22 protein-coding genes, 1 other RNA gene and 1 pseudogene are annotated in these 24,051 nt (G+C 55.7%); 12 read left to right on the forward strand and 12 right to left on the reverse strand.

The window, feature by feature from the left end; genetic code table 11:
• Nucleotides 1–3: 3 nt before the first annotated feature.
• Nucleotides 4–651, reverse strand: coding sequence for a LemA family protein (locus GRI39_RS03005; protein ID WP_160738190.1), 648 nt, complete (start codon nt 649–651; stop codon nt 4–6).
• Nucleotides 652–789: 138 nt separating this feature from the next.
• Here GRI39_RS03005 and mscL point away from each other — a divergent pair, with 138 nt between their 5' ends.
• Nucleotides 790–1,269, forward strand: a complete 480-nt coding sequence (gene mscL, locus GRI39_RS03010) for a large conductance mechanosensitive channel protein MscL (protein ID WP_343033278.1) — start codon at nt 790–792, stop codon at nt 1,267–1,269.
• Between the two features lie 11 nt (nt 1,270–1,280).
• Nucleotides 1,281–1,622: a transfer-messenger RNA gene (gene ssrA, locus GRI39_RS03015) on the forward strand.
• Between the two features lie 63 nt (nt 1,623–1,685).
• Here ssrA and GRI39_RS03020 read toward each other — a convergent pair.
• The 7 genes from GRI39_RS03020 to GRI39_RS03050 form a co-directional block, all read right to left on the reverse strand.
• Nucleotides 1,686–2,936: an N-succinylarginine dihydrolase gene (locus tag GRI39_RS03020; RefSeq protein ID WP_160738192.1), complete on the reverse strand. Its 1,251-nt coding sequence runs from the start codon at nt 2,934–2,936 to the stop codon at nt 1,686–1,688.
• Nucleotides 2,933–3,946, reverse strand: a complete 1,014-nt coding sequence (locus tag GRI39_RS03025) for an arginine N-succinyltransferase (protein ID WP_160738193.1) — start codon at nt 3,944–3,946, stop codon at nt 2,933–2,935. Before GRI39_RS03025 ends, GRI39_RS03020 begins: the two co-directional genes overlap by 4 nt.
• Entirely contained in the window at nt 3,943–5,154 is a 1,212-nt protein-coding gene (locus GRI39_RS03030; RefSeq protein ID WP_160738194.1) for a hydrolase, read from the reverse strand. The genes GRI39_RS03025 and GRI39_RS03030 overlap by 4 nt, the downstream gene beginning before the upstream one ends.
• Nucleotides 5,155–5,205: 51 nt before the next feature.
• Nucleotides 5,206–6,030, reverse strand: coding sequence for a 16S rRNA (adenine(1518)-N(6)/adenine(1519)-N(6))-dimethyltransferase RsmA (gene rsmA / locus GRI39_RS03035; protein ID WP_160738195.1), 825 nt, complete (start codon nt 6,028–6,030; stop codon nt 5,206–5,208).
• Nucleotides 6,027–7,076 carry a 4-hydroxythreonine-4-phosphate dehydrogenase PdxA gene (gene pdxA / locus GRI39_RS03040; protein WP_246204838.1) on the reverse strand — a complete coding sequence of 350 codons (1,050 nt, stop codon included), beginning with the start codon at nt 7,074–7,076 and terminating at the stop codon, nt 6,027–6,029. The genes rsmA and pdxA overlap by 4 nt, the downstream gene beginning before the upstream one ends.
• 16 nt (nt 7,077–7,092) lie before the next feature.
• The gene (locus tag GRI39_RS03045) at nt 7,093–8,508 is read right to left on the reverse strand and encodes a peptidylprolyl isomerase (protein WP_160738196.1); all 1,416 of its coding nucleotides are present in this window, start codon (nt 8,506–8,508) and stop codon (nt 7,093–7,095) included.
• A gap of 105 nt (nt 8,509–8,613) precedes the next feature.
• A complete protein-coding gene (locus tag GRI39_RS03050; RefSeq protein WP_160738197.1) occupies nt 8,614–10,977 on the reverse strand; it encodes an LPS-assembly protein LptD in 2,364 nt (787 codons plus the stop codon).
• Nucleotides 10,978–11,077: 100 nt separating this feature from the next.
• On the opposite strand from GRI39_RS03050, the gene GRI39_RS03055 reads away from it, so the two are divergent.
• Entirely contained in the window at nt 11,078–12,541 is a 1,464-nt protein-coding gene (locus GRI39_RS03055) for a leucyl aminopeptidase (RefSeq protein ID WP_160738198.1), read from the forward strand.
• Nucleotides 12,541–12,978: a DNA polymerase III subunit chi gene (locus tag GRI39_RS03060; RefSeq protein WP_160738199.1), complete on the forward strand. Its 438-nt coding sequence runs from the start codon at nt 12,541–12,543 to the stop codon at nt 12,976–12,978. The genes GRI39_RS03055 and GRI39_RS03060 overlap by 1 nt, the downstream gene beginning before the upstream one ends.
• A gap of 23 nt (nt 12,979–13,001) precedes the next feature.
• Here GRI39_RS03060 and GRI39_RS14750 read toward each other — a convergent pair whose 3' ends face one another.
• The gene (locus GRI39_RS14750) at nt 13,002–14,099 is read right to left on the reverse strand and encodes an HWE histidine kinase domain-containing protein (protein WP_160738200.1); all 1,098 of its coding nucleotides are present in this window, start codon (nt 14,097–14,099) and stop codon (nt 13,002–13,004) included.
• Between the two features lie 252 nt (nt 14,100–14,351).
• On the opposite strand from GRI39_RS14750, the gene ndk reads away from it, so the two are divergent.
• Nucleotides 14,352–14,774, forward strand: coding sequence for a nucleoside-diphosphate kinase (ndk, locus tag GRI39_RS03070; protein ID WP_160738201.1), 423 nt, complete (start codon nt 14,352–14,354; stop codon nt 14,772–14,774).
• A 75-nt stretch (nt 14,775–14,849) separates the two neighbouring features.
• On the opposite strand, the pseudogene purN reads toward ndk, so the two are convergent.
• A pseudogene (gene purN, locus GRI39_RS03075) lies at nt 14,850–15,425 on the reverse strand (phosphoribosylglycinamide formyltransferase); the annotation flags it as partial.
• The gene (purM, locus tag GRI39_RS03080; RefSeq protein WP_160738203.1) at nt 15,418–16,536 is read right to left on the reverse strand and encodes a phosphoribosylformylglycinamidine cyclo-ligase; all 1,119 of its coding nucleotides are present in this window, start codon (nt 16,534–16,536) and stop codon (nt 15,418–15,420) included. The gene purM and the pseudogene purN, both read right to left, overlap by 8 nt.
• Nucleotides 16,537–16,608: 72 nt before the next feature.
• Here purM and GRI39_RS03085 point away from each other — a divergent pair, with 72 nt between their 5' ends.
• From GRI39_RS03085 to GRI39_RS03105, 5 genes are all read left to right on the forward strand, one after another.
• Nucleotides 16,609–17,889 (forward strand): heavy-metal-associated domain-containing protein, encoded by a 1,281-nt coding sequence (locus tag GRI39_RS03085; protein WP_246204839.1) that lies wholly within the window; start codon nt 16,609–16,611, stop codon nt 17,887–17,889.
• A gap of 4 nt (nt 17,890–17,893) precedes the next feature.
• On the forward strand, nt 17,894–18,499 hold the full coding sequence (locus tag GRI39_RS03090) for a P-loop NTPase family protein (protein ID WP_160738204.1): 606 nt from the start codon (nt 17,894–17,896) through the stop codon (nt 18,497–18,499).
• A gap of 60 nt (nt 18,500–18,559) precedes the next feature.
• Nucleotides 18,560–19,258: a serine O-acetyltransferase EpsC gene (gene epsC, locus GRI39_RS03095; protein ID WP_160738205.1), complete on the forward strand. Its 699-nt coding sequence runs from the start codon at nt 18,560–18,562 to the stop codon at nt 19,256–19,258.
• The gene (locus GRI39_RS03100) at nt 19,258–19,614 is read left to right on the forward strand and encodes a DUF2794 domain-containing protein (RefSeq protein ID WP_160738206.1); all 357 of its coding nucleotides are present in this window, start codon (nt 19,258–19,260) and stop codon (nt 19,612–19,614) included. Before epsC ends, GRI39_RS03100 begins: the two co-directional genes overlap by 1 nt.
• A 240-nt stretch (nt 19,615–19,854) precedes the next feature.
• Nucleotides 19,855–21,228 carry a porin gene (locus GRI39_RS03105; RefSeq protein WP_246204840.1) on the forward strand — a complete coding sequence of 458 codons (1,374 nt, stop codon included), beginning with the start codon at nt 19,855–19,857 and terminating at the stop codon, nt 21,226–21,228.
• Nucleotides 21,229–21,246: 18 nt separating this feature from the next.
• Here GRI39_RS03105 and GRI39_RS03110 read toward each other — a convergent pair whose 3' ends face one another.
• Nucleotides 21,247–21,921: an HAD hydrolase-like protein gene (locus tag GRI39_RS03110; protein ID WP_160738207.1), complete on the reverse strand. Its 675-nt coding sequence runs from the start codon at nt 21,919–21,921 to the stop codon at nt 21,247–21,249.
• A 61-nt stretch (nt 21,922–21,982) separates the two neighbouring features.
• Here GRI39_RS03110 and glmU point away from each other — a divergent pair, with 61 nt between their 5' ends.
• Nucleotides 21,983–23,344 (forward strand): bifunctional UDP-N-acetylglucosamine diphosphorylase/glucosamine-1-phosphate N-acetyltransferase GlmU, encoded by a 1,362-nt coding sequence (glmU, locus tag GRI39_RS03115; RefSeq protein ID WP_160738208.1) that lies wholly within the window; start codon nt 21,983–21,985, stop codon nt 23,342–23,344.
• Nucleotides 23,344–23,982 carry a hypothetical protein gene (locus GRI39_RS03120; RefSeq protein ID WP_160738209.1) on the forward strand — a complete coding sequence of 213 codons (639 nt, stop codon included), beginning with the start codon at nt 23,344–23,346 and terminating at the stop codon, nt 23,980–23,982. Before glmU ends, GRI39_RS03120 begins: the two co-directional genes overlap by 1 nt.
• Nucleotides 23,983–24,051: the final 69 nt, after the last annotated feature.

The following is a 24,051-nucleotide window of genomic DNA, read 5'->3' on the forward strand; positions in this document are numbered from 1 at the left end:
ATATCAGTTTTTTGGAGCAGCAGGTGCAGCCGGTGGCGTATCCGAACCGAAATCGAAATTCACGGTTGGAGCCGTCTGCGCTGAAGGTTCCGCCGTGAACGGTTCCATTGGCTTCGCGCCATGGATCAGTTTAGCACCGATGATCGAGGGGAATGTCCGGATTTCCGTATTATAGGCCTGCACCGCATCATTATATTTGGTGCGTGCATTGTCGATACGGTTTTCCGTGCCTTCAAGCTGCGTCATCAGATCCGCAAAGCGGGCCTGGCTTTTGAGTTCAGGATAATTCTCAACAACGGTGCGGAGCTGGCCAAGGGCCTGCGTCAGCTGGTTCTGCGCATCCTGAAACTTCTGGAATTCAGCAGGGTTGGACAGATCATCCGTGGTGACATTGATGGAAGTTGCCCGCGCGCGCGCATTGGTCACATTGGTCAGGATTTGAGTTTCAGACTGCGCGGAGGCCTTTACCGTGGCCACCAGATTGGGGACAAGATCAGCCCGGCGCTGGTAAGCGCTTTGAACATCAGCCCAGCGTGCTTTGGCAGCTTCCTGAGCAGTGGGGACCGAATTGATCCCACACGCAGCCAGGCTAAGTGCTGCGATGGTGAGTGTCGCGTAGCGCACAATGCGCGTGAGCGGCGAACTGGCCATGATAATCAAAACCTCCTGTCAGGCGGCAGATGCCGCAAAGTGTATTATGGAAATAGCACGCCTGAGATTGCTTTCAAGCGCTTGGCGATGGACTGCTTTCATGGCATCGATTTGCCAGGCAATCATGAGGGAATAACAGTGGGCCTTTTCAACGAGTTCAAGAAATTTATTGCGCGGGGCAATGTTCTCGATTTGGCAGTCGGCGTGATGATCGGTGCCGCTTTCGGCAAGATCGTGACATCGCTTACGCAAAGTGTGCTGATGCCAATCATTGGCTGGATGTTCGGGGAAATTGACTTTTCGAACTGGTTTTTGCTGCTGGGGGATATCCCGGCGAGTTATACGGGCGACCCGCATAATTATGCGGAATTGAAAGCTGCTGGCGTCACCATGATTGGCTATGGCGATTTTCTGACGCAATCGCTCGATTTCTTGATTGTCGCTTTTGTGCTGTTCATGCTGGTTCGCGTTGTGAACCGTGTTCTGGACGAAATGCAGGAAAAACAGAAGGAAACAGATGATAGCTCGAAGTCGTCTGAAATTCCGACCGATCCTCAGCTCGATGTTTTGAAGGAAATCCTGCACGAATTGAAGGATCGCGATGCAAAAGCACCGTGATTTTCAATCCATCCCTTCACAAGGCCTTTGTAATCTCTATATAGGGATTGCCGGTTTCGACCGGCTATGGCGATAAATTGTGATGTGTAATAGACGCAGCGGACCCGGGGGCAGTACCCGGCGGCTCCACCACAAACTCCGCTTCGGCGGATGTTCTGACGGGGCCGAACCAGGATCGACGTGTGTTCAAAGACATTATTTTCGCCCGGGCTGAGTAACCCGTTTAAGGCTCACAACACACAAGTGCCAACGATAACGAAGCACTCGCAATCGCTGCGTAATTTTAAGGGCTAACGCCCCGAATTTACAAAGCTAAGCGCGGTTGGACCCACCGGGCAACAGAAGGGATTCCAGGGGCCTGGGGTGAGCCTTGCAACAGAATCACCCCACTTGCCTTACGCTTCTATCAATTATCTTCAGCTCAGCTCCATCAGGTCGAGAGCTTTGAGCAATTCTTCGCGTGCCTGCCTGATGCTGGCTGCAAGCGCCGGATCGCCGATCTCTTTCGGGCCGATCTGTTCAGGCCAGTATTTTGTGATGATGCCTTCGATCATATCGGCTTTGGCGGGGGTGAGGAGGAAGCGCGGATCAATCGTGTCAGGATCTGCCACCACACGCAGCCGCAGGCATGCCGGGCCACCGCCATTGGACATGCTCTGGCGCACATCGACAGGGATGACCTGCCGGATCGGGCCATTGCCCGCCAGCATCGTTTCCAGCCAGTTACGGACACTCACAGTTTCCCACGCTTCGGTCGGGATCACCAATGCCATTTCGCCTTCAGGAAGTGTCAAAAGCTGCGCGTTGAAGAGGTAGGAACTGATCGCATCGGCAAGGCTGACTGCGCTTGCCGGGACTTCAACGATCTCCGCAGCCGGCAGCTTTTCGCGGATTTTGGCATAGGCTGACTGTGGGTCTGCAAAGGCCAGTTCATGGGTGAACAGCACCTGTTCATTGGCGACGGCTACCACATCATTGTGGAATGCGCCTGCGGCAATGGCATCGGGGTTCTGCTCAATAAACAACACGCGTTCGGGGTCGAGATTATGACTGCGGGCGACGATGCGGCTCGCCTGTTCGTGCTGGCGGGCCGGGAAGGGGCCACCGCTGCGGCCATAGACGAAGATTTCGACGCCCGATGTGCCATGTGATGCAGCCATGCGCATATGATTGGCTGCGCCTTCATCGCCAAACGATGGCGGAACAGGACCATGCACAGCAAAGCTCGCACGATTGGCGAAAGCGAGCTTTAACTGGCGCAGCGTATCGGGCCATTCATGCGCCCGGTGCGGCATGGTTACGAGGTTAGCGACAGTGAGATGACACAAGCCATCGGCTGTGTCCGGTGCAGGAGAGACTGTGGCTGCATTAGCTGTCCACATGGAGGAGGCAGACCATGCGCCCGCGATCAATGCGCGGTCAGTTTGCGCATCGGCAGCAATGGCAGATAGGTAGGTCATATTGGGGCGGGGAAGGGGCAAGAAAAACCCTTGTACCAAACCGCGCTCCATATTTCCGCACATTTTGGCAAGACCTTGCAAGGCTGCATCGCGTGGGAAGGCTGTTTCGCCAGCGTGCGAGGTGGCGGCCAGATTGCCAAGGCTGAGCCCGGCATAATTATGGGACGGACCGATCAGCCCGTCAAAATTCACTTCAACCAAGCTCATCGCGCAATGCTCCAGACAGGATCGCCTTCTTTGACTTTCAGCAGTTCAGCCGATTGGGAGTCGATGGAAATGCCGTTGTCCGTTATATTTCGCGCGCCATAGCAGCAGCGGAAACCAGCCAGTTGTCCGGTGGCCAGAAGGGCTTTTTCACCGCGTTCACAGCTCATATCCGTAACGGGAAGGGTTTTGGCATCGCGCACGCTGCGGACATTGTCGACCCGGGCAGTCATCGTGGGGCCGCCGTCAAAAATATCGACATAGCCTTCATAGCTGAAACCTTCATTTTCAAGCATCCGCATAGCGGCGCGGCCATTGGGGTGGGGCAAACCAATCACCTTGCGGGCACTTTCATTCAGCATGGCAGTATAGACAGGATGTTTGGGCATAAGGTCAGCGATGAACTGGTTGCCATGGATCGCGTTGAAATAATCGGCTTCCTGAAAGCTCATGCCAAAGAAACGGCCGCCAACCGCATCCCAGAATGGCGAACCACCGCGTTCATCAATAATGCCGCGTAATTCAGCGAGGATCTTTTCGCCAAAACGCTGGCGGTGGGCGGTGATAAAGAGATAACGGCTGCGGGCGAGCAGCAATCCCAAACCACCTGCACGCTCGCTAGGGTGGAGGAACAAGCCGCCAACTTCGCTGGAGCCTTCAAGGTCCGTTGTAAGGCTGAGCAACTCTGCCCGTACTGTGCGCTCCAGTTCCTTTGAATGCTGGGTGAGCATGGTCATGCGGTAGGAATAGAAAGGCCAGTTTTGCCCAACTTGCGTGAACAATTGCGATGTTCCCCGCACAGCGCCTGTCTCGGTATTTTCGAGCACCAGCACGAATAGCTCGTTTTCCAACTCACCACTTTTGCGTGCATAGGCTGCCGCTGAACGGTCAAGCTTGGCTTGCAGGGAATTGCGGTCTGGCGGAAGATTTGTGAAACCTCCGCCTGTTAGCTTGGCCATTTCATAAAGGGCCTGAAGATCGCCGGGTTTGGCAGCACGGATGATAAAGCTCATGCCAAGGCTCCTGTAGCAAGGCGGTGAAGGACGATGGCAGACAAAGCTGCTTTTTCAGCAAGGGATGGCACGATCAGGAACTCATCAGGTGAGTGGATCGATCCGCCGCGCACGCCCATCGTATCGACGACGGGCACTCCGCAAGCGGCGACATTGTTCCCATCACACACGCCGCCTGTATCGCGTAAACCAATTGTCTGGCCAAGTGCTTCACCCGTATCGCGGACAAGATTGAACAGGCGCGCAGCGCGTTCATCGACTGGCTTTGGCGGGCGGGAAATACCGCCGTGGCAGGTGATAGAAACCTCATGATCAGTAGAAACTTGTTCAATCAATGCACTGAGAAGGCTCGGGAAGCTATCCGACATTGCGCTTGTCTTCGGGCGAATGTTGAAGCGTAGCACAGCGTGATCGGGCACGACATTATTGGCACTGCCGCCTTCGATCTTCGCCGGGTTGATGGCGATATCATCGCCTTGCAATTGCTTGAGGCCGAGTGCCAGAGCCGCTGCGGCGACAATCGCATTGCGGCCATCCTGCGGGTTACGCCCGGCATGGGCAGACCGCCCGGTGACAATGAGGCTGAAGTTTCCACTGCCGCCACGCGCATGGGCCAGTGTCCCATCTGGAAGAGCGGAAGGCTCATAAGTGAGCGCAGCATATTTGCCCTGTGCCAGTTGCGTGATGAGTGCGGATGAGGACAGCGAACCTGTTTCTTCATCCGAATTGATCATCACATCATAGCCAAGCGATGCAGCGGCAGGGCTGGTTTCAAAAGCTTTGAGTGCGGCAATCATAACCGCAATCCCGCCTTTCATATCTGCGACGCCTGGGCCGTTCAGCGTTTCATCATCCAGCCAGCTCTGTTTCTGAAAAGGGTGATCTTGCGGAAAGACTGTGTCCATATGGCCGGTCAGCAGCACGCGTCGTGGGGCATCGGGCCGAACGCTGAGAACGAGATGATGGCCATGTTGCTTTTCAAACTCATGGCCTTCGGCATCAATTGCGGTGACGGAGGCTGGAGCAACCATCCGAAGCTCTCCCGGCAATTCTCCGAAAGCTGCGGCGAGTTCTTCTGCCTGCCGGGCCAGACCTTCAAGATTGGTCGTGCCGCTGTTGATGGCGCTCCAGCGCTGAACCTGCGCGAGCATGGCGGGAGGATCGATAGGCTCGGTCAGAGCCTGTTCCTGTGAGGTCAAATGTTTCATCTGTAACGGGTCTAGCCCGCCAAGTGCGATGCTCCAAGCCCCGTGTGTGGATCAGGGAGACAGATGTCGTGCTATCATCACGAATTCATCGATCGAGAGCGTCTCTGCGCGCCGTTGCGGGTCGATGCCCAGTGCTTCCAGCCCGTCCACTGCTCCGGGCAGGGATTTGAGGCTCTGACGCAACATCTTGCGGCGCTGCCCAAAAGCGGCTTCGGTGACCCGTTCCAGCATTCGGGCAGAAACACCCTCCGGCATATCGGCAGGTGTCACATGGACGATGGCGCTCATAACCTTGGGCGGCGGTGTGAAAGCGCTGCGATGCACTTTCATCGCCAGCCTGGCCTGTGCGCGCCATTGGGACAGAACTGCAAGCCGGCCATAGGCGCTGCTGCCCGGCTCAGCGACGATGCGTTGGGCTACTTCCTGCTGGAACATCAGCGTAAGCGAGCGCCATTGCGGTGGCCACTCCTGGCCGGAAAGCCAACCAATGAACAGGGCTGTGCCGATATTGTAAGGCAGGTTAGCGACGACATCATAAGGCGTGTCGAACAGGCTAGCCGGATCAATCTCCATGGCATCCCCTTCAACGACCTTTAACTGGCCGGGGAAGGCATCTGACACTTCCGCAAGAGCTGGAAGGCATCGGGCGTCCCGTTCAATCGCGGTCACATTCGCACCAGCGCGCAATAATGCCCGGGTAAGGCCACCGGGTCCGGGGCCGATTTCCAGCACATTGCGGCCTTTGATGTCGCCGGGGATGGCTGCAATTCGATCAAGCAGATGCTCATCAAACAGGAAGTTCTGGCCAAGGGCCTTGGAAGCGCTCAGGCCATGTTTGGCGATGACTTCGCGTAACGGAGGAAGCGCACTCGTCACGTTGTAGCGGCCTGTGCGCGGCGGGCAGCGGCTTCACCTGCGAGCTTGATAGCGGCAATGGTTGCGCCTGCATGGGCCTGACCGCGTCCGGCGATGCCAAAGGCGGTGCCGTGATCGGGTGAGGTGCGGATAATGGGCAGGCCAAGCGTCATATTTACCCCTGCATCGAAATCGAGCGCCTTGACCGGAACCAGTGCCTGATCGTGATACATGGCGATGGCAACATCATAGCTATCGCGGGCGTGAGGGGCGAAAAGCGAATCCGCTGGATGTGGCCCGGTCACATCAATGCCTTCTGCGCGCAAGGTGGCGATGGCGGGCGAGATGATATGCTGTTCTTCAAGGCCCATCCGCCCGTTCTCCCCTGCATGGGGGTTCAGTGCGGCCATGGCGATACGCGGGGTGGACAGGCCAAAATCCTGACGCATCGCGGCATGGACAATCCGGGTACGCCGGCAAATCAATTCCTGTGTAATCAGGCCCGGAACCTCAGATAGAGCGCAGTGAACAGTGAGCGGCACAGTGCGCAATTGCGGCCCGGCCAGCAGCATCACAGCGTCTTGTGCTGCAATCCCGCAGGCATTTGCGACAAATTCTGTCTGGCCCGGAAAAGCGAAGCCTACCTCAGCCAGCAAGGATTTGGCGATCGGTCCGGTCACTATAGCTGAGGCATCACCTGCAACAGCCAGGGCGGTGGCTTGTTCAAGCGAAAGCAATGCAATCTTGGCACTTTCAGGGTCTGGTGATCCGGGGCGATAGTCACCATCTGGTCCAGCGAGCACGGGAAGAGCGTGATGGAAACACTCCATGGCTTCAGCGGGCGTGGCAATGGCTTGGATCGGGACATCAATCTGGCGTGCTTCAGCAGCCTTTTCGAGCAGCTTCCGACCACCCGTTGCGAAAAAAGGGAAAAGCCCATGCACGTCGCGGGCTGCCCAGGCTGCGCAGATCAATTCGGGGCCGATACCAGCGGGGTCGCCAAGCGAAAGGGCCAGCGGTTTCATCCCGCCAGCCCCTTTGTTGTCAGCCGTGTCAAATGCCTTCATGGCTGGCTTTCATGCCTCAATTATATTCGATCACAGCGTCACGACGAAGATCGCGCAAGTAGCGCTGAGCACGGCGATTGACGCGTTCACTTTCCATCTGGGACATTAACTGATCACGGGTTGGGCCGCTATCGACTTGGGGATCATCGCGGCCGCAAAGCATCAACACGCGCACGCCTTCTTCGACCGAGCCGAATGGCGGCGTGGCTTCACCAACATTGAGTTGAAGCAAAGCCTGCTGCAGCGCTTCCGGAAGTGAGCGGATGCGGATTTGATCATTGGTGACGATGTCAGCGCCCATCTTGGCAGCCGCAGCGTCGGCTTCACCGCAACCTCGGATGGCTTTCACCTCTTTGGCAAAAGCATCGACCTTGGCCTTCGCCTGCGCCTGTGTAGAGGATTTCGGCAAGGTGATTGAAATCTGCTTGAGGCTCATCACCGCGTCGCGCGGATCTGCCATGCCCACCTGACGCTTGTCGATCAGATAGAGAATGGAGAAGCCGCCCGGAATTTCGATTGGGCCCACCAACTGGCCTGGGGTCAGATTTTTGGCCACCGCTTCCAGCTCTGGATTTTGTAACTGCTCAAGATGAATCCAGCCAAGATCGCCACCCACAGCCGCCGTTGAGGCTTCCGAATATTGGCGGGCATAACCTACGAAACTGCCACCTTTCTGCAATTGTTCAACAATCTGGCGAGCATTGTTGAAGACTTCCTGCTTATTGGCAGGGGTTGCGGAAAGATAGATTTCACCGAGGCGATATTCTTCCGACCCGCGCGAGGCTTGTAGACGGTTGTAGAGATCATCCACTTCTTCGGAAGAGACGTTGATGAACGGCTCGACATTGCGGCTCTGCAAACGGTCCCATGCCAATTCGCCTTCAATTTGGCGTTTCAGTGATGCGGGTGAAGAACCGATGGATTTGAGATAGGTCGTCATTTCCGCATCAGTGCGGTTAAAGCGCTGCGTTGCGAGGCGGTTATATGTCTGATCGACCTCATCAGAAGTCACAGCCATATCCTGCGCTTTGGCTTCCTGAATTTCCAGTGTTTCATCAATCAGATTGCGCAGAACCTGCAGGCGAAGGCGCTGTTCTTCTTCAGGAGAGATCTTCTGTTCATTGGCAGCGACGATGAGGGCAACACGTTGATCGACATCTGTACCAGTGATGACGGTGCCATTGACGATGGCAGTGGCGCGCCGAACATTGGGATTGCTTTTCCCGAGCATGGTGACGTTTTGGGGAATGTTAAAGGAATCCTCCGCAGAATCCACCGAATCCTGCGCCTGAGCGGGTACGATGCCAGCACAAAGTGCGGCGATCACAGCCACATGGCCGACTTTCCAGAGATTCTTGGACTTCTTGATCACTCGTTCATTCCCGTAAGCGGCACCAGCTAAAGCACCTGTTTTATCGGCAGCCTTATGCATTTCCTTGGCTTAACCGATACTGAGCGTTGTCGGATAGCGCGAAGAATCCATGCTGCCAACCATGGCGATTGCTATCCACGTATATACTATCAGTCGATTGATCGGTTAACGCGCACCCAGATTGCGCAAGGAAAAGTAGATCTGGAAGGTGTTACCGTTTCTGGCATCGGCAACTCTGACATAGTCGCGGCGCCAGGTCACGCCCAGTTCAAGACAATCATCCGAATAGGCAAAACCCAATCGTGTGCGCAGTGGTTCAAAGCCGTCAGAGGCAAGGGTTGGGTCATCCCGGCGATCGGTCAGGTTGATAACTGCCGACCCGAAAACCGACCAGTAATTGGCAAAAGCGATGCGGCCGGCAGTGCGCAATTCTTCGCGATCCTGCAAGTCTTCAAAGCCTTGGATGTTTCGGTTGAGATGCAGATAACCGATTTCCGCGTAAGTCTTATCTGTGCCGACAGAGGCATCCAGCTCGCTGCGGCGGGGGGCCAGATTGTCTTTATCAAACCGAAAGCGATGGGTGATCTTGATCAGATCGCGCAGGCGTACTTCTGTCCGTCCGACAATGTCAGAAAAGCGCGCGGCAAGACCCGTTCCATTGGGGAACATATTCTCTTTGTCAGTCAGGCGATAGGACTGGCCGATTGTTGTCTTGACCTCCAGCCCGGGGCGCTGGAATTGCCAGTCAAACCCGTAGGTTATGCGGCTGCCGTCTTCGATCCGGTCGTAGCCGGGAAACCGGTTGAGCGCGAAAAGGTTGCTGTCTTCCAATTCAATCGCGCGGGCGTCTTCATTCGGAATAGCCAGATTTTTAACATGCGGAGATGCGACAAATTGCACGCGCGGGGTCAACACTTGGGAGCCACCGGCAAATTCACCGATCAGCGGCCATTTCACGTCCAGGGCGGCTAGTGCGAAGGCTCGGCTTTGCCACCCCGGAGTACCGCGATAACTTGCTGTTTCGGTAAGGGCGTTATGGTCTGAGTGATAGACATCACCCCGGGCGAGACCGGTCAGCGTTACTTCCTGCCCCATGCCGGTAACAGTGCGCATATCCCACTTGGCTTGAGTGAAAGCGCGTTGCGTATCCTGTCCTGCAGTTCGGGTGATGGCGAGGCTGTTGGCTTGAATTTCAATCTTTCCGCCGAGGATCGGATCGCGGAGCCGGCGACGATAATCGATCAGGGGCAGGGCAACGGGAACAAGACCCTGCTTCTGGTTCGTCAGCAGAACCTGTGTCGCCCAACCAGAAATGGAGAAATAGGAATCGTTACCGATACGTTCGAGATCAATGTTTGAACGCAGGCGGTCATCTCGACTGATGTCGTAACGGCGCAGGAATGTGCGGTCGCTCGCCAAACGAAAAGAGCCGGTCAAAGACCAGTTTTTATCAAGCTGAAGGCGGCCATTACCACCGATATAGCCACGCCAGTCACGCTTCGATATTTCGCTAGTCGAATCGAGGGGGATGCGAGACGAGCGCGTAAGGTAGCCGGTAATCTGGAAGGCGCCGGCGTCGGTCAGAATGCGATAGTCGGCCGAACCCATGGGCGGGGCTTCGCTATAGACATATCCCTTTAGTGTGAGGTCCTGATTATCGGCGAGACGCAGATAATAGCTGTCGCTCACTTCCACGCCATTAGAGGCGGTGACGCCAAAATCAGGCATAAGGAGGCCGGATACTGCGCGATTATCAGTGGCGACGGTCATGCCGGGCAGCGGCAAAAGCCTTGCGCCGAACAGTTCCAGATAAGCGCCCTTGAAGCGGATGCGCTTATCTTCCTCATCATAAATCACTCGTTTTGCAGTGATCCGCCAACTGGGCTTTTTGGGGCAGCCATTGGGTTTCTCGACCGCGCAGGCTGAATAGGCAGCGCTGGTGAGTGTGATATTGCCATCATCATCACGGACGCCTTCACGTGCAGCCAGGCGGCCACCTTCTCGTAGCGCCAGCAGCAAATTGCTCATCGCGCCGGCGCGCAATTCGTCAGTCAGTTCAAGCTTTTCAGTGAAGAGCTGATTGCCATTTTCATCCACGAACCGAATATTGCCTTCAGCGAATATTTTTCCGGTCTTCCGGTTCCATCTCACACTATCAGCGCGCACAGACTGTCCATCGGAGCGCATGATGACATTGCCGCTGGCCGTGATCGTGTCATCATCGCTGTTATATTGCAGTTCATTGGCTTCAAAACCAATGTTGCGCGTGCCATCGGCAGAGGTGGTTGGTGTGGTGCTTTCCTGCTCATTATCGCCGCTATCAAGCGGGGGAAGCGCATCTTGCGACAATTCGTTCGGGCGCTTTTCCAAAGAGGCGGGGGGCAGGTTAGTGTCACCCCCTGTTTCATCCTGCGCGAAGGCGGCAGCAGGGTAGGCGCCAACAGCAAGAGCAAGCGCTGCTCCGCCGTAGCGAAGGCTGCGAATAAGGTACTGACTGGTAGGCAGCAACTGCCGCGATAGAGGGTGCATGGCTTGCCTATCGCACTGCCCGCTCCTAACTGCAACGGGAGCGATCGTGATTGCACGGCATTTTAGCCGAGCTGCGATACTTTGATCATTCGGAGACAGCATGAACATTACCTTCCAGAGCAACGCCAATACGTCCAATAACCGTCTTTATGTGCGAATCGCCCATGAAGGGGCGTTGCCATCGGGTCTTGAGCGAAGCCTTGTTGAAGGGGCAAAAGCAGCACGTTTTGAAGGCAAGGCTGGTCAGCTGTTTGACAGTTTCGTTGAACGCGATGGCGAAGTGATCCGCGCCGCTGTCGTTGGTGCAGGCAAGGCTGGTGGCGATGATTATGCCGCTAATTGTGAAAAGGCCGGGGCAGCTGTTTCAGCAAAATTCCTTACATCCGGTGAAAAAGCAGTCACCATTGATCTGGCTGACAGTGGCTTTTCCGCAGCGCAGGCCGTCGCCTTCCTGATGGGCTTGCGTCTTCGTGCATGGCGCTATGATATTTACCGCACCACGATGAAGGATGCGCAGAAGGTTTCGCTGGCAGATGCGGTTGTCCTCAACGCACCAGATGGCACCGAAGCTCTCTGGGCCACCGAATCTGCCATTGCAAAGGGTGTCGAATTTACCCGCGAACTCGTGACCGAGCCTGCCAACATCATCTATCCTGAGAGCTTTGTTGAACGTTGCCGTGAACGTTTCGCAGGCAGTGGTGTGGAAATCACTGTGCTCGACGAAAACGACATGCGCGAACTTGGCATGGGTGCTTTCCTGGGCGTTGCGCAAGGGTCTGCCCGTCCACCCCGCCTGATCGCTTTGCGTTGGGCCGGCGGTGCGGCTGATGAAGCGCCAAGCGTCTTTGTCGGCAAGGGTGTTACCTTTGATAGCGGCGGCATCTCGATCAAGCCAGGTGCTGGCATGGAAGACATGAAGTGGGACATGGGCGGTGCTGCTGCCGTGGCCGGTGCCATGCTCGCCATCGTCGGGCGCAAGGCCAAGGCCAATGTTATCGGGATTTGTGGCCTGACCGAAAATATGCCTGACGGCAATGCACAGCGTCCGGGTGACGTGGTGACTTCCATGTCAGGCCAGACCATCGAAGTTATCAATACCGATGCTGAAGGCCGCCTTGTTCTGTGTGATGCACTCACCTGGGCACAGAAGGAATTCAAGCCAGCCCGCATCATCGATCTTGCCACGCTGACGGGCGCGATGATTATTGCTCTTGGCCATGAACAGGCAGGCCTCTTTTCCAACAGTGACGAATTGGCGGGCCAGCTTGATGCAGCGGGCAAGTCCAGTGGCGACAAATTGTGGCGCCTTCCTCTGGGTGCAGCTTATGACAAGCTGATCGACAGCCCGATTGCCGATATGAAAAACGTTGGTTCACGCGCAGCCGGTTCGATTACAGCGGGCCAGTTCCTCCAGCGCTTCATCGAGAATGATACGCCCTGGGCACATCTCGATATTGCAGGGATGGCATGGTCGGCTACGGCTGGTGCGACATGGGACAAGGGCGCAACCGGCTTTGGCGTGCGCGTGCTTGACCAATTTGTTCGGGACGTTGCTGAAGCCTGATGCAAGTCGATTTCTGGCAGCTTAGCGAAGACCCGGTTGAACGGGTCATTCCCCTGATCGCCCGCCGTACAAGAGAGGCGGGCGAAAAGCTGCTGGTTGTCTCAACCGTGGGCGAGCAACTCGAAAAGATTGATCGATCCTTGTGGGAAATGCTCCCCGATGCGTTTCTCGCCCACGGCTATGCTGACCAACCCCATGCAGAGCGTCAGCCCCTATTGCTGGGGCAGGAATGCCAGGCGCAGAACGGGGCACGCTTCATCGCTTTCGCTGACGGCGAGTGGCGCGATGAAGCGCTGCAATATCAGCGCACGTTTCTATTGTTTGGTGATGACCGCATTGGCCATGCGAGGGAATGCTGGAAAGCTCTGGGCAAAGTCGATGGCCTGAAACGTAAGTTCTGGCGACAGGAAGACGGGAAGTGGCGGGAAGGCCCATAACTGCTGCCTTAAGCTATATTGCGTCAGGAGTTGAGATCGGCCAGCGGCGTTTCCAGTTCCAGTTCGAACCCTTCCGGGTGGTAAGATTTGATCACTTCACAGCGATTGCCAATGCCGCGCGCAATCAATCGGGAGCCGAACCCTTTGCGTGATGGCTCTGACACTCTGGGGCCACCGGTTTCTTTCCAGTTCAGGTGGAACATATCATTGGATATGGACCAGTTGATGCAGATTTTACCGCCCATTTCCGATAATGCACCATATTTGAGCGCATTGGTCGCCAGTTCATGAAGCATGAGCGATAGAGACATGGTGGTGCGTGATCCGATCTCCACTGCCGGGCCGTTCAATTCTATTTGTCCGGCATGATCGTGGGGGCGCAGCGAATCCTCTATGACCTGCTTGAGGGAAACTGCACTCCAGCTCTGCCGCAGCAGCACATCATGGGCATGAGCGAGCGATTGCAATCTTTGACGGAATGAATTGACGGATTCCTGCTCAGTCACATCCCGCAATGTCTGTGATGCAATCGCCTGAACCATGGCAAGCGTGTTTTTCAGGCGGTGGGCCAGCTCTTCATTCACGACTGCCAGATCAGCACTGGCGCGGACAACCGGCGTGGTTTCGATAACCGTATCGAGCATTCCGCCGATTGAGCCATCTGCCAGACGCAGAGGGCTGTAACAGAAAGTGAAGTAAGCCATCTCAGGCCGCTCACCACGCAGAATGGAAAGAGGGTAGTTTTCCAGAAAGGTGGATTCACCTGCTCTGGCTTTTTCAATCATGGGCCGGATATCATTCCAGACTTCAGACCAGATATCAGCGAAAGACCGTCCCAGTGCTTCGGGCTTGTCGCCCAATATGGGCAGGAAAGCGTCATTATAAATGGTCGTAAAGGCATCCCCCCAAACTACCGCTTTCGGAAAGCCGGAATCGAGCACCTGCTCAACAATGACTTTCAGTTCAGGGCACCATTGTTCGCGAGGGCCGAGAGGAGAAGAAGCCCAGTCGTAAAGCGCGACTTTTTCACGCATCGTCACAAATCGCTTTGCATCGATGGCGTGTTCTGCCTCAGCATCGGACAGGTTTGCTGTTTTATCCTGGAAGAAACCTTCTTTCACTCAGTCTTGCGTCCCGATTCTGGCACGAGCTGGTAAAAGCTCACGGCAGGCGAAGTGCTACCTGCTCAGCGGTGATACCACAGTAACTATATGTTAGGTAAGTCACTTTCAGCACTTTGTGCTAGCTGCCTATCTATCGAGACTGAAAGATAGCCTATCTTGTTTCTAAGTGAACCACTTGCCGTATCGCACTTCGCCCGCTAGTTGCGCGCAGAATTTCCACTAAACCAAACTACTCGCAAGGAACGTCCCATGGCGGTTACCCGTACATTTTCGATCATCAAGCCCGATGCTACCCGTCGCAACCTGACCGGTGCAGTCACCAAGAAGCTGGAAGATGCTGGCCTTCGCGTCGTCGCTTCCAAGCGCATCCAGATGACCAAAGAACAGGCTGAAGGCTTCTACGCCGTTCACAGTGAACGCCCATTCTTCAATGATCTGGTTTCCTTCATGATCTCCGGCCCGGTGGTCGTTCAGGTTCTCGAAGGCGAAAATGCTGTGAAGGCCAACCGCGACGTGATGGGCGCAACCAACCCAGCCGATGCTGCTGAAGGCACGATCCGTAAGGAATTTGCTGAAAGCATCGAAGCCAATTCCGTGCACGGTTCGGACAGCGAAGAAAACGCCAAGATCGAAATCGACTATTTCTTCAAGGCTGATGAAATCGTCGGCTAATCGGATTTCCGATTACGATATGAAAAAGGCCGCCTTTCGGGGCGGCCTTTTTTATGGCTGAAGCTCTGGAGCTCAGCGGGTGACGAAGTCCCGCAGCATCTGTGGGTAGAGCTGATATTCAGCCAGCAGAACCCGTGCAGCCAGACTGTCTGGTGTATCGTCGCGCAGAATTTTGACTGGGATCTGGCCAAGAATCGGGCCTTCATCCAGTTCTGGCGTCACTTCATGCACGGTGCAGCCACCGTGGCTGTCGCCTGCTTCAAGCGCGCGCTGATGCGTATCAAGCCCGCGAAACTTTGGCAGAAGCGAGGGATGCGTATTAAGCATCTGACCTTGCCATTTTGCAACAAAGCTGGGCGACAGGATGCGCATATAGCCGCACAGGGCGACATAATCTGCATTAGCGCCGCGCAGGGCAGCATCCATGACGTTTTCATGCTCTTCGCGTTTCATGCCCTTATGGCTATGGGCAAAAGTGGCAATGCCTTCCGCTTCAGCAATGGCCAGGCCCCGCGCCTCGGGCTTGTTGCTTGCTACCAGCACGATTTCATAGGGGCAGCCTGGCAGGCGTGATGCATAGAGCAGGGCGGACATTGTCGTCCCGTTGCCCGACAACATCACGGCGACGCGCGCCTTGTTTGTCTCAGGCATCGTGGCGCGCTTCCCAGTCTTCAGAAGAAGTCCATGAACCAGCAGGCCCGCGAACCGTGCAGCCGCGCGAACCTTCTTCGATTTTACCAATCGTGAAGACCTGCTCGCCCGCTTCTGTCAAAGCAGCGGTCACCGCATCGACATTTTCAGGCAGGACGGCGAGGACCATGCCGATCCCGCAATTGAAGGTCCGGGCCATTTCGCCCGGTTCAATGGAGCCTTGTTCCTGCAGGAATTGCATCAGGCCGGGTTGCTGCCAGCTTCCGGCATCCACCACTGCATGAGCGCCTTCTGGCAGCACACGGGGAATATTTTCGAGCAAGCCGCCACCGGTAATATGGGCAAGGGTATCGATTTCTCCGGCACGAATGATGGGGAGCAGATTGCGGACATAAATCCGGGTCGGCTCCATCAGCGTTTCGATCAGCTTGCGGCTGGTATCGAAGGGAGCTGGTTCATCGAGGTTCCAGCCCATATCATCAGCAAGACGGCGTACGAGCGAGAAGCCGTTGGAATGAACCCCTGAACTGGCAAGGCCAAGCAGCACATGGCCCGGAGCGAGTTTTTCGCCCGTTAGCTGTTCGCCGCGTTCAACTGCGCCTACGCAGAAGCCTGCAAGGTCATAATCGCCGGGGGCATACATACCGGGCATTTCAGCGGTTTCACCACCGATCAATGCGCAATGGGCAATCTTGCAGCCTTCCGCGATGCCGGCCACCACAGTTTCGGCCACGCCATTGTCGAGCTTGCCGGTGGCGAAATAGTCGAGAAAGAACAGCGGCTCTGCGCCCTGAACAATCAGATCGTTGACGCACATGGCAACCAGATCAATGCCAACCCCACTGTGAAGGTTGTTATCAATGGCGAGCTTGAGCTTGGTGCCCACGCCATCGTTCCCGGCAACCAGCAGCGGGTCTTTATATCCGGCGGCCTTGGGGTCGAAGAAACCACCGAAGCCTCCGATCTCGCCATCGGCACCGGGGCGCCTTGTCGCCTTTACCAGTGGGCCAATAGCCTTCACCAGCGCGTTGCCAGCATCAATGGAAACGCCGGCCTGTGCATAGGTGTAGGGCGCTGTTTTGTTCGTCGGGTGCGAGTTATCTGAAGCCATAGATTACGCCCTTTAGTCTTTCCCGCTTGGATTTCCACTCGCCTTTCGGCAAAAGGCGATCGGTTTTCCCCGATGATGACATTTAAACTTTCCTTCCCCCGCTCGCTTTCCCGCCCCCATATGCTGGGCGCCGGAATTGGTGCAATCGGCCTGGCAGCCTTGGCTGGAACGGCGCTTTACGCGCAGGTTTCCGGGGATCGCGGCATCGCGCCGGTGGCCAGCACAACGGATATTGTCGCCAATAATATCCATGTGGATGTCCATGCGAAAAGCGCTGAGGAAGCGCGTCAGGACGGCTGGCGAGAAGCGCAGAGATTGGCGTGGGAAAAGCTTGGCGGACCAAAACTTCCGGATTCGCGAATCGAATCGATGGTCTCTGCTGTGGTGATTGAGCATGAACAGCTCGGCCCCCGTCGTTATATTGCGACACTGGATATCATTTTTGATCGTTCGCGTGCCGGGGCCTTGCTGGGTGGGGAGGGTAAGCGTGCCCGTTCCGCACCGATGCTGACACTTCCGGTGCTGATCGATGGTGGCACTGCTACCATGTTCGAAACCCGCAACCCGTGGCAGCGTGTCTGGGCCAATTTTCAATCGGGTGCCAGTTCGATCGATTACGTCCGTCCTTCGGGGGCCGGTGGTGAATCACTGCTGCTGACCTATGGCCAAGTGAGCCGCCGCAGCCGCCTGTGGTGGAACAATATTCTTGCTGAATTCGGCGCAGCCGATGTGGTGACGCCGATTGCGCGTCTCCGGCATGAATGGCCCGGTGGTCCGATTATCGGCACTTTTACCGCCCGCCACGGACCAGATAATCAGGTGCTGGGTGAATTTACCTTACGCGCGGCCAATGATTCGGAATTGGACGCGATGCTGGAAGATGCCGTTCGCCGATTCGATGAGATTTTCCAGCGCGGGCTGGCCGATGGCAAATTGCGTCCTGATCCAACGCTGGAGAGCGAGCGGGTGCAGATTTCGCCCGAAATCATGCGTCTGATCGAAGCATCCCGTCAGGCTGAAGCGGCAGAGCAGGCAGCCCGTACGGCGCAGGCTGAAGCCGAAAATCCCGCAAACATCCAGGCCTCCACTGCGCCTGCTCAGACTGAACAGGTGGCGGTGGCGAATGTCACAGTTCAATTTGCGACCCCCAATGCGGCAGCGGTCGATACGGCGCTGACTTCGGTTCGCAGTTCGCCCGGTGTACGTGGCGCTTCCACCAGCAGTATTGCTATTGGCGGCACTTCGGTGATGCGGGTTAGCTATGCTGGCAATATCTCTGCTCTGGCAGCGGCTTTACGGGCTCGTGGGTGGAATGTGACCGAAAGCAACAACGCACTCAGTATTTCTCGCTAGTCCAGTGAGCACATTTCAATTCGCCTTACCATTTCGCCCCGGTAGTGGGGAGGGACCGGCCCGGATCGTGATTGGTGATGCCAATGCGTCTGTGGCCGAAGCCATGCATAAGACAGAGGATTGGCCGTTTCACACAGCTATTCTCACCGGGCCACGCCGTTCAGGAAAGTCGCTATTCGCTCGCTGGTTTGTCGAAAGCGGGCGCGGCGAGGCGATTGATGATGCGCCCTTGATGGATGAGGACGCTCTGTTCCATCGTTGGAACAGAGCGCAGGAAATGAAGCGCCCGCTGTTGCTGGTTGCCGGACCCGCACCGTGGACTATCGGGCTTCCCGATCTCAAGTCGCGTCTTGGAGCTGCCATGCAGCTTGAAATCCTCCCCCCGGATGACAACATGGCCGCAGAACTGCTGTTGTCTCTCGCCCGGGAGCGGAGTTTGCCTCTGGGGCCAGATGCAGCAGCCTATCTCGTGCCGCGTGCTTTGCGTGGCTATGAAGAACTGGCTGGGCTGGTGGCGGCAATTGATCGCATCAGTCTGGAACGGAAGACGCCTCCCAAGCTCGCCATCTGGCGGGCCGCTGTGGAGGAACAGAAGAGCAAAATGGGCTGAACTTGCCTTGGTGCCGGTTTGGTGAGACAATATTGCGCTACGACGCGGGACAAGTGCGACATGATAAAAGGGCTCATATCCTACATCGATTCGATCAGAGCGCGTGACCCTGCGCCCCGTTCGCGCATGGAGATTTTGCTTTATCCTGGCGTCTGGGCACTGTTTTTCCATCGCATCGCGCATTGGCTCTTCAATGGCCGGATGTATTTTTTCGCCCGTTTTGTGAACCATTTTTCCCGTTGGCTGACGGCAATCGATATTCACCCAGGGGCAACCATCGGCAAGAATTTCTTTGTCGATCATGGTTTTACAGTGATCGGTGAGACATCCCATATTGGCGATAATGTCACCATCTATCAATGTGTGACGCTGGGCGGTTCCAACCCTACCAACGGCAAGGGGGGTAAACGCCACCCGACTTTGGAAGACAATGTGATTGTCGGTTCAGGTGCGCAGGTTATCGGACCGATCACTGTTGGTGAACGCGCTCGTGTGGGCGCTAATGCGGTGGTGACCGATGATGTGCCCGAAGGGGCCACTATGATCGGCCTTAAGGCCCGTTCGACGCTGGTGCCGGCTGAGACTTGGCTGCGCGAATTCATCCCATACGGTACACCTTGTGATGAGCCGTGCGAGCCGACGGGCAATATTGAACGAATGGAAAAACTCGAAGCTGAGCTTGCCGATCTGCGTGCTGAACTGGCTGCAATACGCAATGAGCATTCCGAAATGGCTCAAAAGTGCGGCACTGATAATTGATGAAGCCTCACGAGATCACAGGAAATATCGTCGCTTTTCCGGGGCAGAAGCCACAACAGGTAGGCTTTGACCGGATGGAGCTGCAGAAGATCCTCGATCTCTATGGCCGCATGGTCGCCGCCGGGGAATGGCGTGATTATGCAATGGACTTCACCAAGGATTGCGCCAGCTTTGCAGCATTCCGCCGCACCGCTGATGTCCCCCAAATGCGGCTGGAAAAGCGCCCATCCTTGCGCAACAGGCAAGGCATGTGGGCCTTGTTTGGTGAACATGGCCAAATTCTGAAACGTGGCCATGAACTGGCTGGCGTGCTGGCCCCGATTGAACGCCGTCTGGTGAAATCGATCGACGCTTAGGCCTTCGCCAATATTCCTTACATTGCGATCAATCGGTGAAGAGTTTTCGCTTCTTCAATTGTCGCATCATGCATGCGCCTCAGCCTTTACCGTGTGATGCAGCCTGATCTCGCCAAATCATCTCAAGAGAAAAGTCAACAATGACACATTTTGTCACATAAGAGTCATGAGGGAGACCTAGGGCCGCCTTCGAAGTGACATAAAGTCTTCGATATGTCGCATTTGTGAAGGGTCGGATGAATGAAGCGGTATTTGGCAAGTGCAGCGGTAGCCATCGCAATGCCAGTGTGTTTGGCAGCCCCCGCTATGGCGCAAGATGCGAGCGCAGATCAGGATGAATTACGTTCGGAACTGGCGCAGATGCGTTCCCAGATGGCGGCCATGGCTGAGCGCATCGATAGTCTGCAAACGCGACTTGAGGCCGCTGATGCCAAGGCGGAACAAGCCAATACCAGCGCAGAGCAAGCGAATGCCGCAGTCGCAAGTGCTGCAACATCATCTCCGGTTGTTGGGCATCTTCAAAATAAGGATGGTGTGACCTTCACCCCTTTTGGCCGGTTGCAGATCGATGCTGGTGTGGTCAATGGACCAGACAGTATTGATGATCCCGGCCTTGGATTTGCTAAGGAAATCCGCCGTGCGCGGGTTGGTTTCAAAGGCGATATTCCCGGTGGCTTTGGCTATCAAATGGAACTGGAATTCGCGAGCGGTGATCTTGAGGTCATGGATGCCTATCTTCGCTACAGTGCAGGCGACACGACTTATAAGATCGGGCAGCATAACAACTTCCAATCGCTCGAAGAACTCACCAGTTCACGCTTCACATCCTTTATGGAGCGCGCAGCCTTTACCGATGCGTTCGATTTCGAACGCAAAGTGGGTATCTCCGTTTCGCGGGAGAAAGGCGATTTGCTGATGGAAGGCGGTTTCTTCAGCGACAATCTTGATAATTTGCAACTGGATGAGAACAATAGCTGGAGCGTTGATGCCCGCACTGCCTACGCACCGAAGGTTGGCAATGCACAATTGCACATCGGTGGCTCTGTTCATTACCGTGAATTCAACGATGCATCAGACACCACACGCTATCGCCAGCGCCCTGAACTCCACATCACCGATACGCGCTTCATGGATACGGGCAAATTTCTCGCGGATAGCGAATTGGGTTATGGGCTTGAAAGTGCTGCGATCCTAGGCCGCTTTCATTTTGAGGGGGAGGCCTATTGGCAGCATGTTGACCGCCCCGGCGCGCTGGCAAATCCGACATTTTTTGGCGGCTCAGCGGAAATGGGGCTGTTTCTCACAAAGGGTGACAAGCGCGGTTATAAGGGTTTCAAATTTGATCGCGTGAAGCCAGCGCATCCCTTGGGAGAAGGGGGCTTTGGTGCGGTGCAGGCCAATCTGCGTTATGACTATCTCGATCTGAATGAGGGCACGATCCAGGGCGGCATCCAGAATGCTTATGCGGCATCGCTGATCTGGACGCCAACTGAATATACCCGCCTCATGCTCGAATATAGTCACATGGAATATGATGACATGCCGATTCTGGCTGGCACCAAATCCGATTATGGTGTCGATTCGATTGGTATGCGTGCTCAGGTCGATTTCTGAGCAGTCTTGGGCTGGGGGTTATAAAGCCTCCAGCGCCGGGATCAGTTCATCATAATGATCGATGACGCGGGTTGCGCCAATTTCGTTACGCGGTGCGTCATTATAGCCAAAGCTCACGATGATAGAGGGAACGCCCGCTGCGGTTGCCGCACGGCTGTCATAGGTCGAATCGCCAATCATCGCAAAACGTCCGGGCTTATCGCAGCGCTTGATCGTCTCGAATATCATGTCAGGCGCTGGTTTGGCTCTGTCTGCACCCAAAGTATCGCCACCGATAATGCTGGCAAAGCGGTCCGTCATGCCGAGCTTGTCGAGCAATTTGCGAGCAGAGCTTTCTGCTTTATTGGTGACAACAGCCAAGGTGCAACTACGCTCTGCCAGCATGTCCAGAGCTGTCAGGCAGCCCTCGAAAGGGATCGTATTATCGGCAATATGATCCTGATAATAATCCATAAAGTTCTGGTTTAGATGTTCGATCTCCTCATCACTGGCGGGATCGCCCGCCAGTGCCGTGGCACGCATGAACATCATCCTGGCACCGCCACCGATCAGCTCTCTGGTAGCGTCGATTGAGACGGGGTCTCGGCCCGCCAGTTTCAGCGCATGATTGATCGCGGGGAAGATATCGCGATTGCTGTCTACAAGAGTTCCATCAAGGTCGAAGCCGATTACGGCAAAGGGAAAATCAGTCATGGTGCATTTCGTTGCCGGAGCCATATGGAAACCGCAATGAAATGATGGCATGGCTTGCTTTATGACAACATCAGCGCGACCGATTGCCGCCATTATCCTTGCTGCAGGTAAGGGCACCCGAATGAAAAGCCAGCGCCATAAGGTGCTGCATCCCATCGCCGGAAGGCCGATGGTGGAGCATTTGATTGAGGCGGTCGGTGAGCTTCAGCCTGAACGTATGGTGGTCATCGTGGGCGATGGGCGCGATCAGCTCGAAACGCAGCTTGATGGCCGCGCGGAGCTAGCGCTTCAGGAGCCACAACTGGGCACGGGCCATGCGGTGCAGCAGGCGCAGAGCGCGCTTGCCGGTTTCACCGGGGATGTTCTGATTCTCTACGGCGATGTGCCTTTTGTGCGCCCGGAAACGATGCGCGCGATGATTGAGCGGCTGCACGGAGAGAATGAGCCCGACGTTGTTGTATTGGGTTTTGAGCCGAAGGACGGGCTGCAATATGGCCGGGTGATTGCCGAGAATGGCAAAATCGCCAAAATGGTTGAATTCAAAGATGCTAGCGATGCAGAAAAGGCCTGCACTCTGTGCAATTCAGGCCTGATGGCAGTACGCGGTGAAGCCTTGTTTGACCTTCTTTCCAAGGTCGATAATGCCAATTCGCAAGGGGAGTATTATCTCGTCGATATCGTCAATGTGGCGAATGATGAGGGTCGCTATTGCGCCGTTATTTCCACTGACAATCCGGACGAAGTGGCAGGCATCAATTCCCGCGCTGAACTGGCTGCCGCAGAAGCGCGCTGGCAGCACACACGGCGCCTTCAGGCGATGGCCGATGGTGTCACGCTGACCGCACCGGAAACCGTGTTCTTCTCATGGGATACGAAACTGGGCCGCGATGTGCTGGTGGAGCCAAATGTCATCTTTGGCCCCGGCGTTGTAGTGGAAGATAATGTGACTATTCATGCCTTCTCACATCTGGAGGGGGCTCATCTGGCGGAAGGTGTTGAAATCGGCCCCTATGCCCGTTTGCGGCCCGGATCGGTGCTGGAAGAAGGCGCGAAAGTCGGCAATTTTGTTGAGATGAAGAAAACCACGCTCGGCAAGGGGGCGAAGGCCAATCACCTCACTTATCTTGGTGATGCCACCGTTGGCGCGCAGGCCAATATCGGTGCCGGCACCATCACATGTAATTATGACGGCTATTTCAAACATAAGACACGCATCGGCGCACGCGCCTTTATCGGCTCCAACAGCGCGCTGATCGCGCCGGTGAATATCGGTGCGGACGCGATTGTTGCAGCAGGAAGTGCTGTCAGCCGCGATGTGGGCGAGGGTGAACTCCGCCTTGTTCGGGCCGATCAATTGGTGAAGCCGGGTTGGGCTGATCGTTTCCATGATGCGATGAAAAAGAAGAAAGCGGGCGGCAAGTGATGCGTATAGCGACCGGAATGATGCTGACGACCTGCCTGTTGGCCGGTTGTTCCAAATCAGAAGACAGTGGGCAGAGCAAAGCGCCCGCTGGTGCTGAGAGCGCCGCCCCTACAACTACGCCCTCAGCGGAGGCCGAGGCATCTCCAGTGGCTGCCAGCACGCCAGATGAAAGTAAGGCATGGGGCGGTAAATGCGCGCAAGGTGAAGAGGCTTTGTTCACCTGTTCGCTTAAAAATGGCCGGGCAGTGGCTGTCTGCAAAACGGGTGAGGGTGCTGGCCAAGGCCTTGTTCAATATCGCTACGGCAAACCGGATGCTGAGCCTGAACTGAGCTGGCCTCAGAAGAGTGATGATGGGAAGCTGACCTTTGCCTCGGTGCCTTATTCAGGCGGTGGTGAAGCCCAGTTGAGCTTTGCCCGTGGGGCAGCGCGCTACATCGTCTACAGCCGTGTCGTGCGGACCAATTTTAAAGCGGGTGAACCTAACGATCCGGCAATAACTGACGGTGTCATGGTGGTCGAGAATGGCAAGGTGAAGGCTAATTACTCTTGTGACGGGCAGGTATCTAAGCCGGTTGATGTCAACCTTACCACAAAATATCTCGGCAATGATAATGAGGCATTTTTCTATCATGATTAACGCGCGGGCAGAATTCGCCCTTGCGTATTAATTGGCCTTTTATCGTCTTCGGTTTTAATTGAGAAAGTA

It is taken from the genome of Altericroceibacterium indicum, assembly GCF_009828105.1.
GTDB classification, from domain to species: Bacteria; Pseudomonadota; Alphaproteobacteria; order Sphingomonadales; family Sphingomonadaceae; genus Altericroceibacterium; species Altericroceibacterium indicum.

Coding starts and splice junctions, on each gene's coding strand:
- GRI39_RS03120 (WP_160738209.1), top strand. CDS start 23,344: ATGCGTATAGCGACCGGAATGATGCTGACGACCTGCCTGTTGGCCGGT.
- GRI39_RS03110 (WP_160738207.1), bottom strand. CDS start 21,921: ATGACTGATTTTCCCTTTGCCGTAATCGGCTTCGACCTTGATGGAACT.
- GRI39_RS03055 (WP_160738198.1), top strand. CDS start 11,078: ATGAACATTACCTTCCAGAGCAACGCCAATACGTCCAATAACCGTCTT.
- GRI39_RS03020 (WP_160738192.1), bottom strand. CDS start 2,936: ATGAGCTTGGTTGAAGTGAATTTTGACGGGCTGATCGGTCCGTCCCAT.
- GRI39_RS03005 (WP_160738190.1), bottom strand. CDS start 651: ATGGCCAGTTCGCCGCTCACGCGCATTGTGCGCTACGCGACACTCACC.
- GRI39_RS03105 (WP_246204840.1), top strand. CDS start 19,855: ATGAAGCGGTATTTGGCAAGTGCAGCGGTAGCCATCGCAATGCCAGTG.
- pdxA (WP_246204838.1), bottom strand. CDS start 7,076: ATGAAGGCATTTGACACGGCTGACAACAAAGGGGCTGGCGGGATGAAA.
- glmU (WP_160738208.1), top strand. CDS start 21,983: ATGACAACATCAGCGCGACCGATTGCCGCCATTATCCTTGCTGCAGGT.
- ndk (WP_160738201.1), top strand. CDS start 14,352: ATGGCGGTTACCCGTACATTTTCGATCATCAAGCCCGATGCTACCCGT.
- GRI39_RS03060 (WP_160738199.1), top strand. CDS start 12,541: ATGCAAGTCGATTTCTGGCAGCTTAGCGAAGACCCGGTTGAACGGGTC.
- GRI39_RS03030 (WP_160738194.1), bottom strand. CDS start 5,154: ATGAAACATTTGACCTCACAGGAACAGGCTCTGACCGAGCCTATCGAT.
- epsC (WP_160738205.1), top strand. CDS start 18,560: ATGATAAAAGGGCTCATATCCTACATCGATTCGATCAGAGCGCGTGAC.
- GRI39_RS03085 (WP_246204839.1), top strand. CDS start 16,609: ATGATGACATTTAAACTTTCCTTCCCCCGCTCGCTTTCCCGCCCCCAT.
- GRI39_RS03050 (WP_160738197.1), bottom strand. CDS start 10,977: ATGCACCCTCTATCGCGGCAGTTGCTGCCTACCAGTCAGTACCTTATT.
- GRI39_RS03100 (WP_160738206.1), top strand. CDS start 19,258: ATGAAGCCTCACGAGATCACAGGAAATATCGTCGCTTTTCCGGGGCAG.
- GRI39_RS03025 (WP_160738193.1), bottom strand. CDS start 3,946: ATGAGCTTTATCATCCGTGCTGCCAAACCCGGCGATCTTCAGGCCCTT.
- purM (WP_160738203.1), bottom strand. CDS start 16,536: ATGGCTTCAGATAACTCGCACCCGACGAACAAAACAGCGCCCTACACC.
- GRI39_RS03045 (WP_160738196.1), bottom strand. CDS start 8,508: ATGCATAAGGCTGCCGATAAAACAGGTGCTTTAGCTGGTGCCGCTTAC.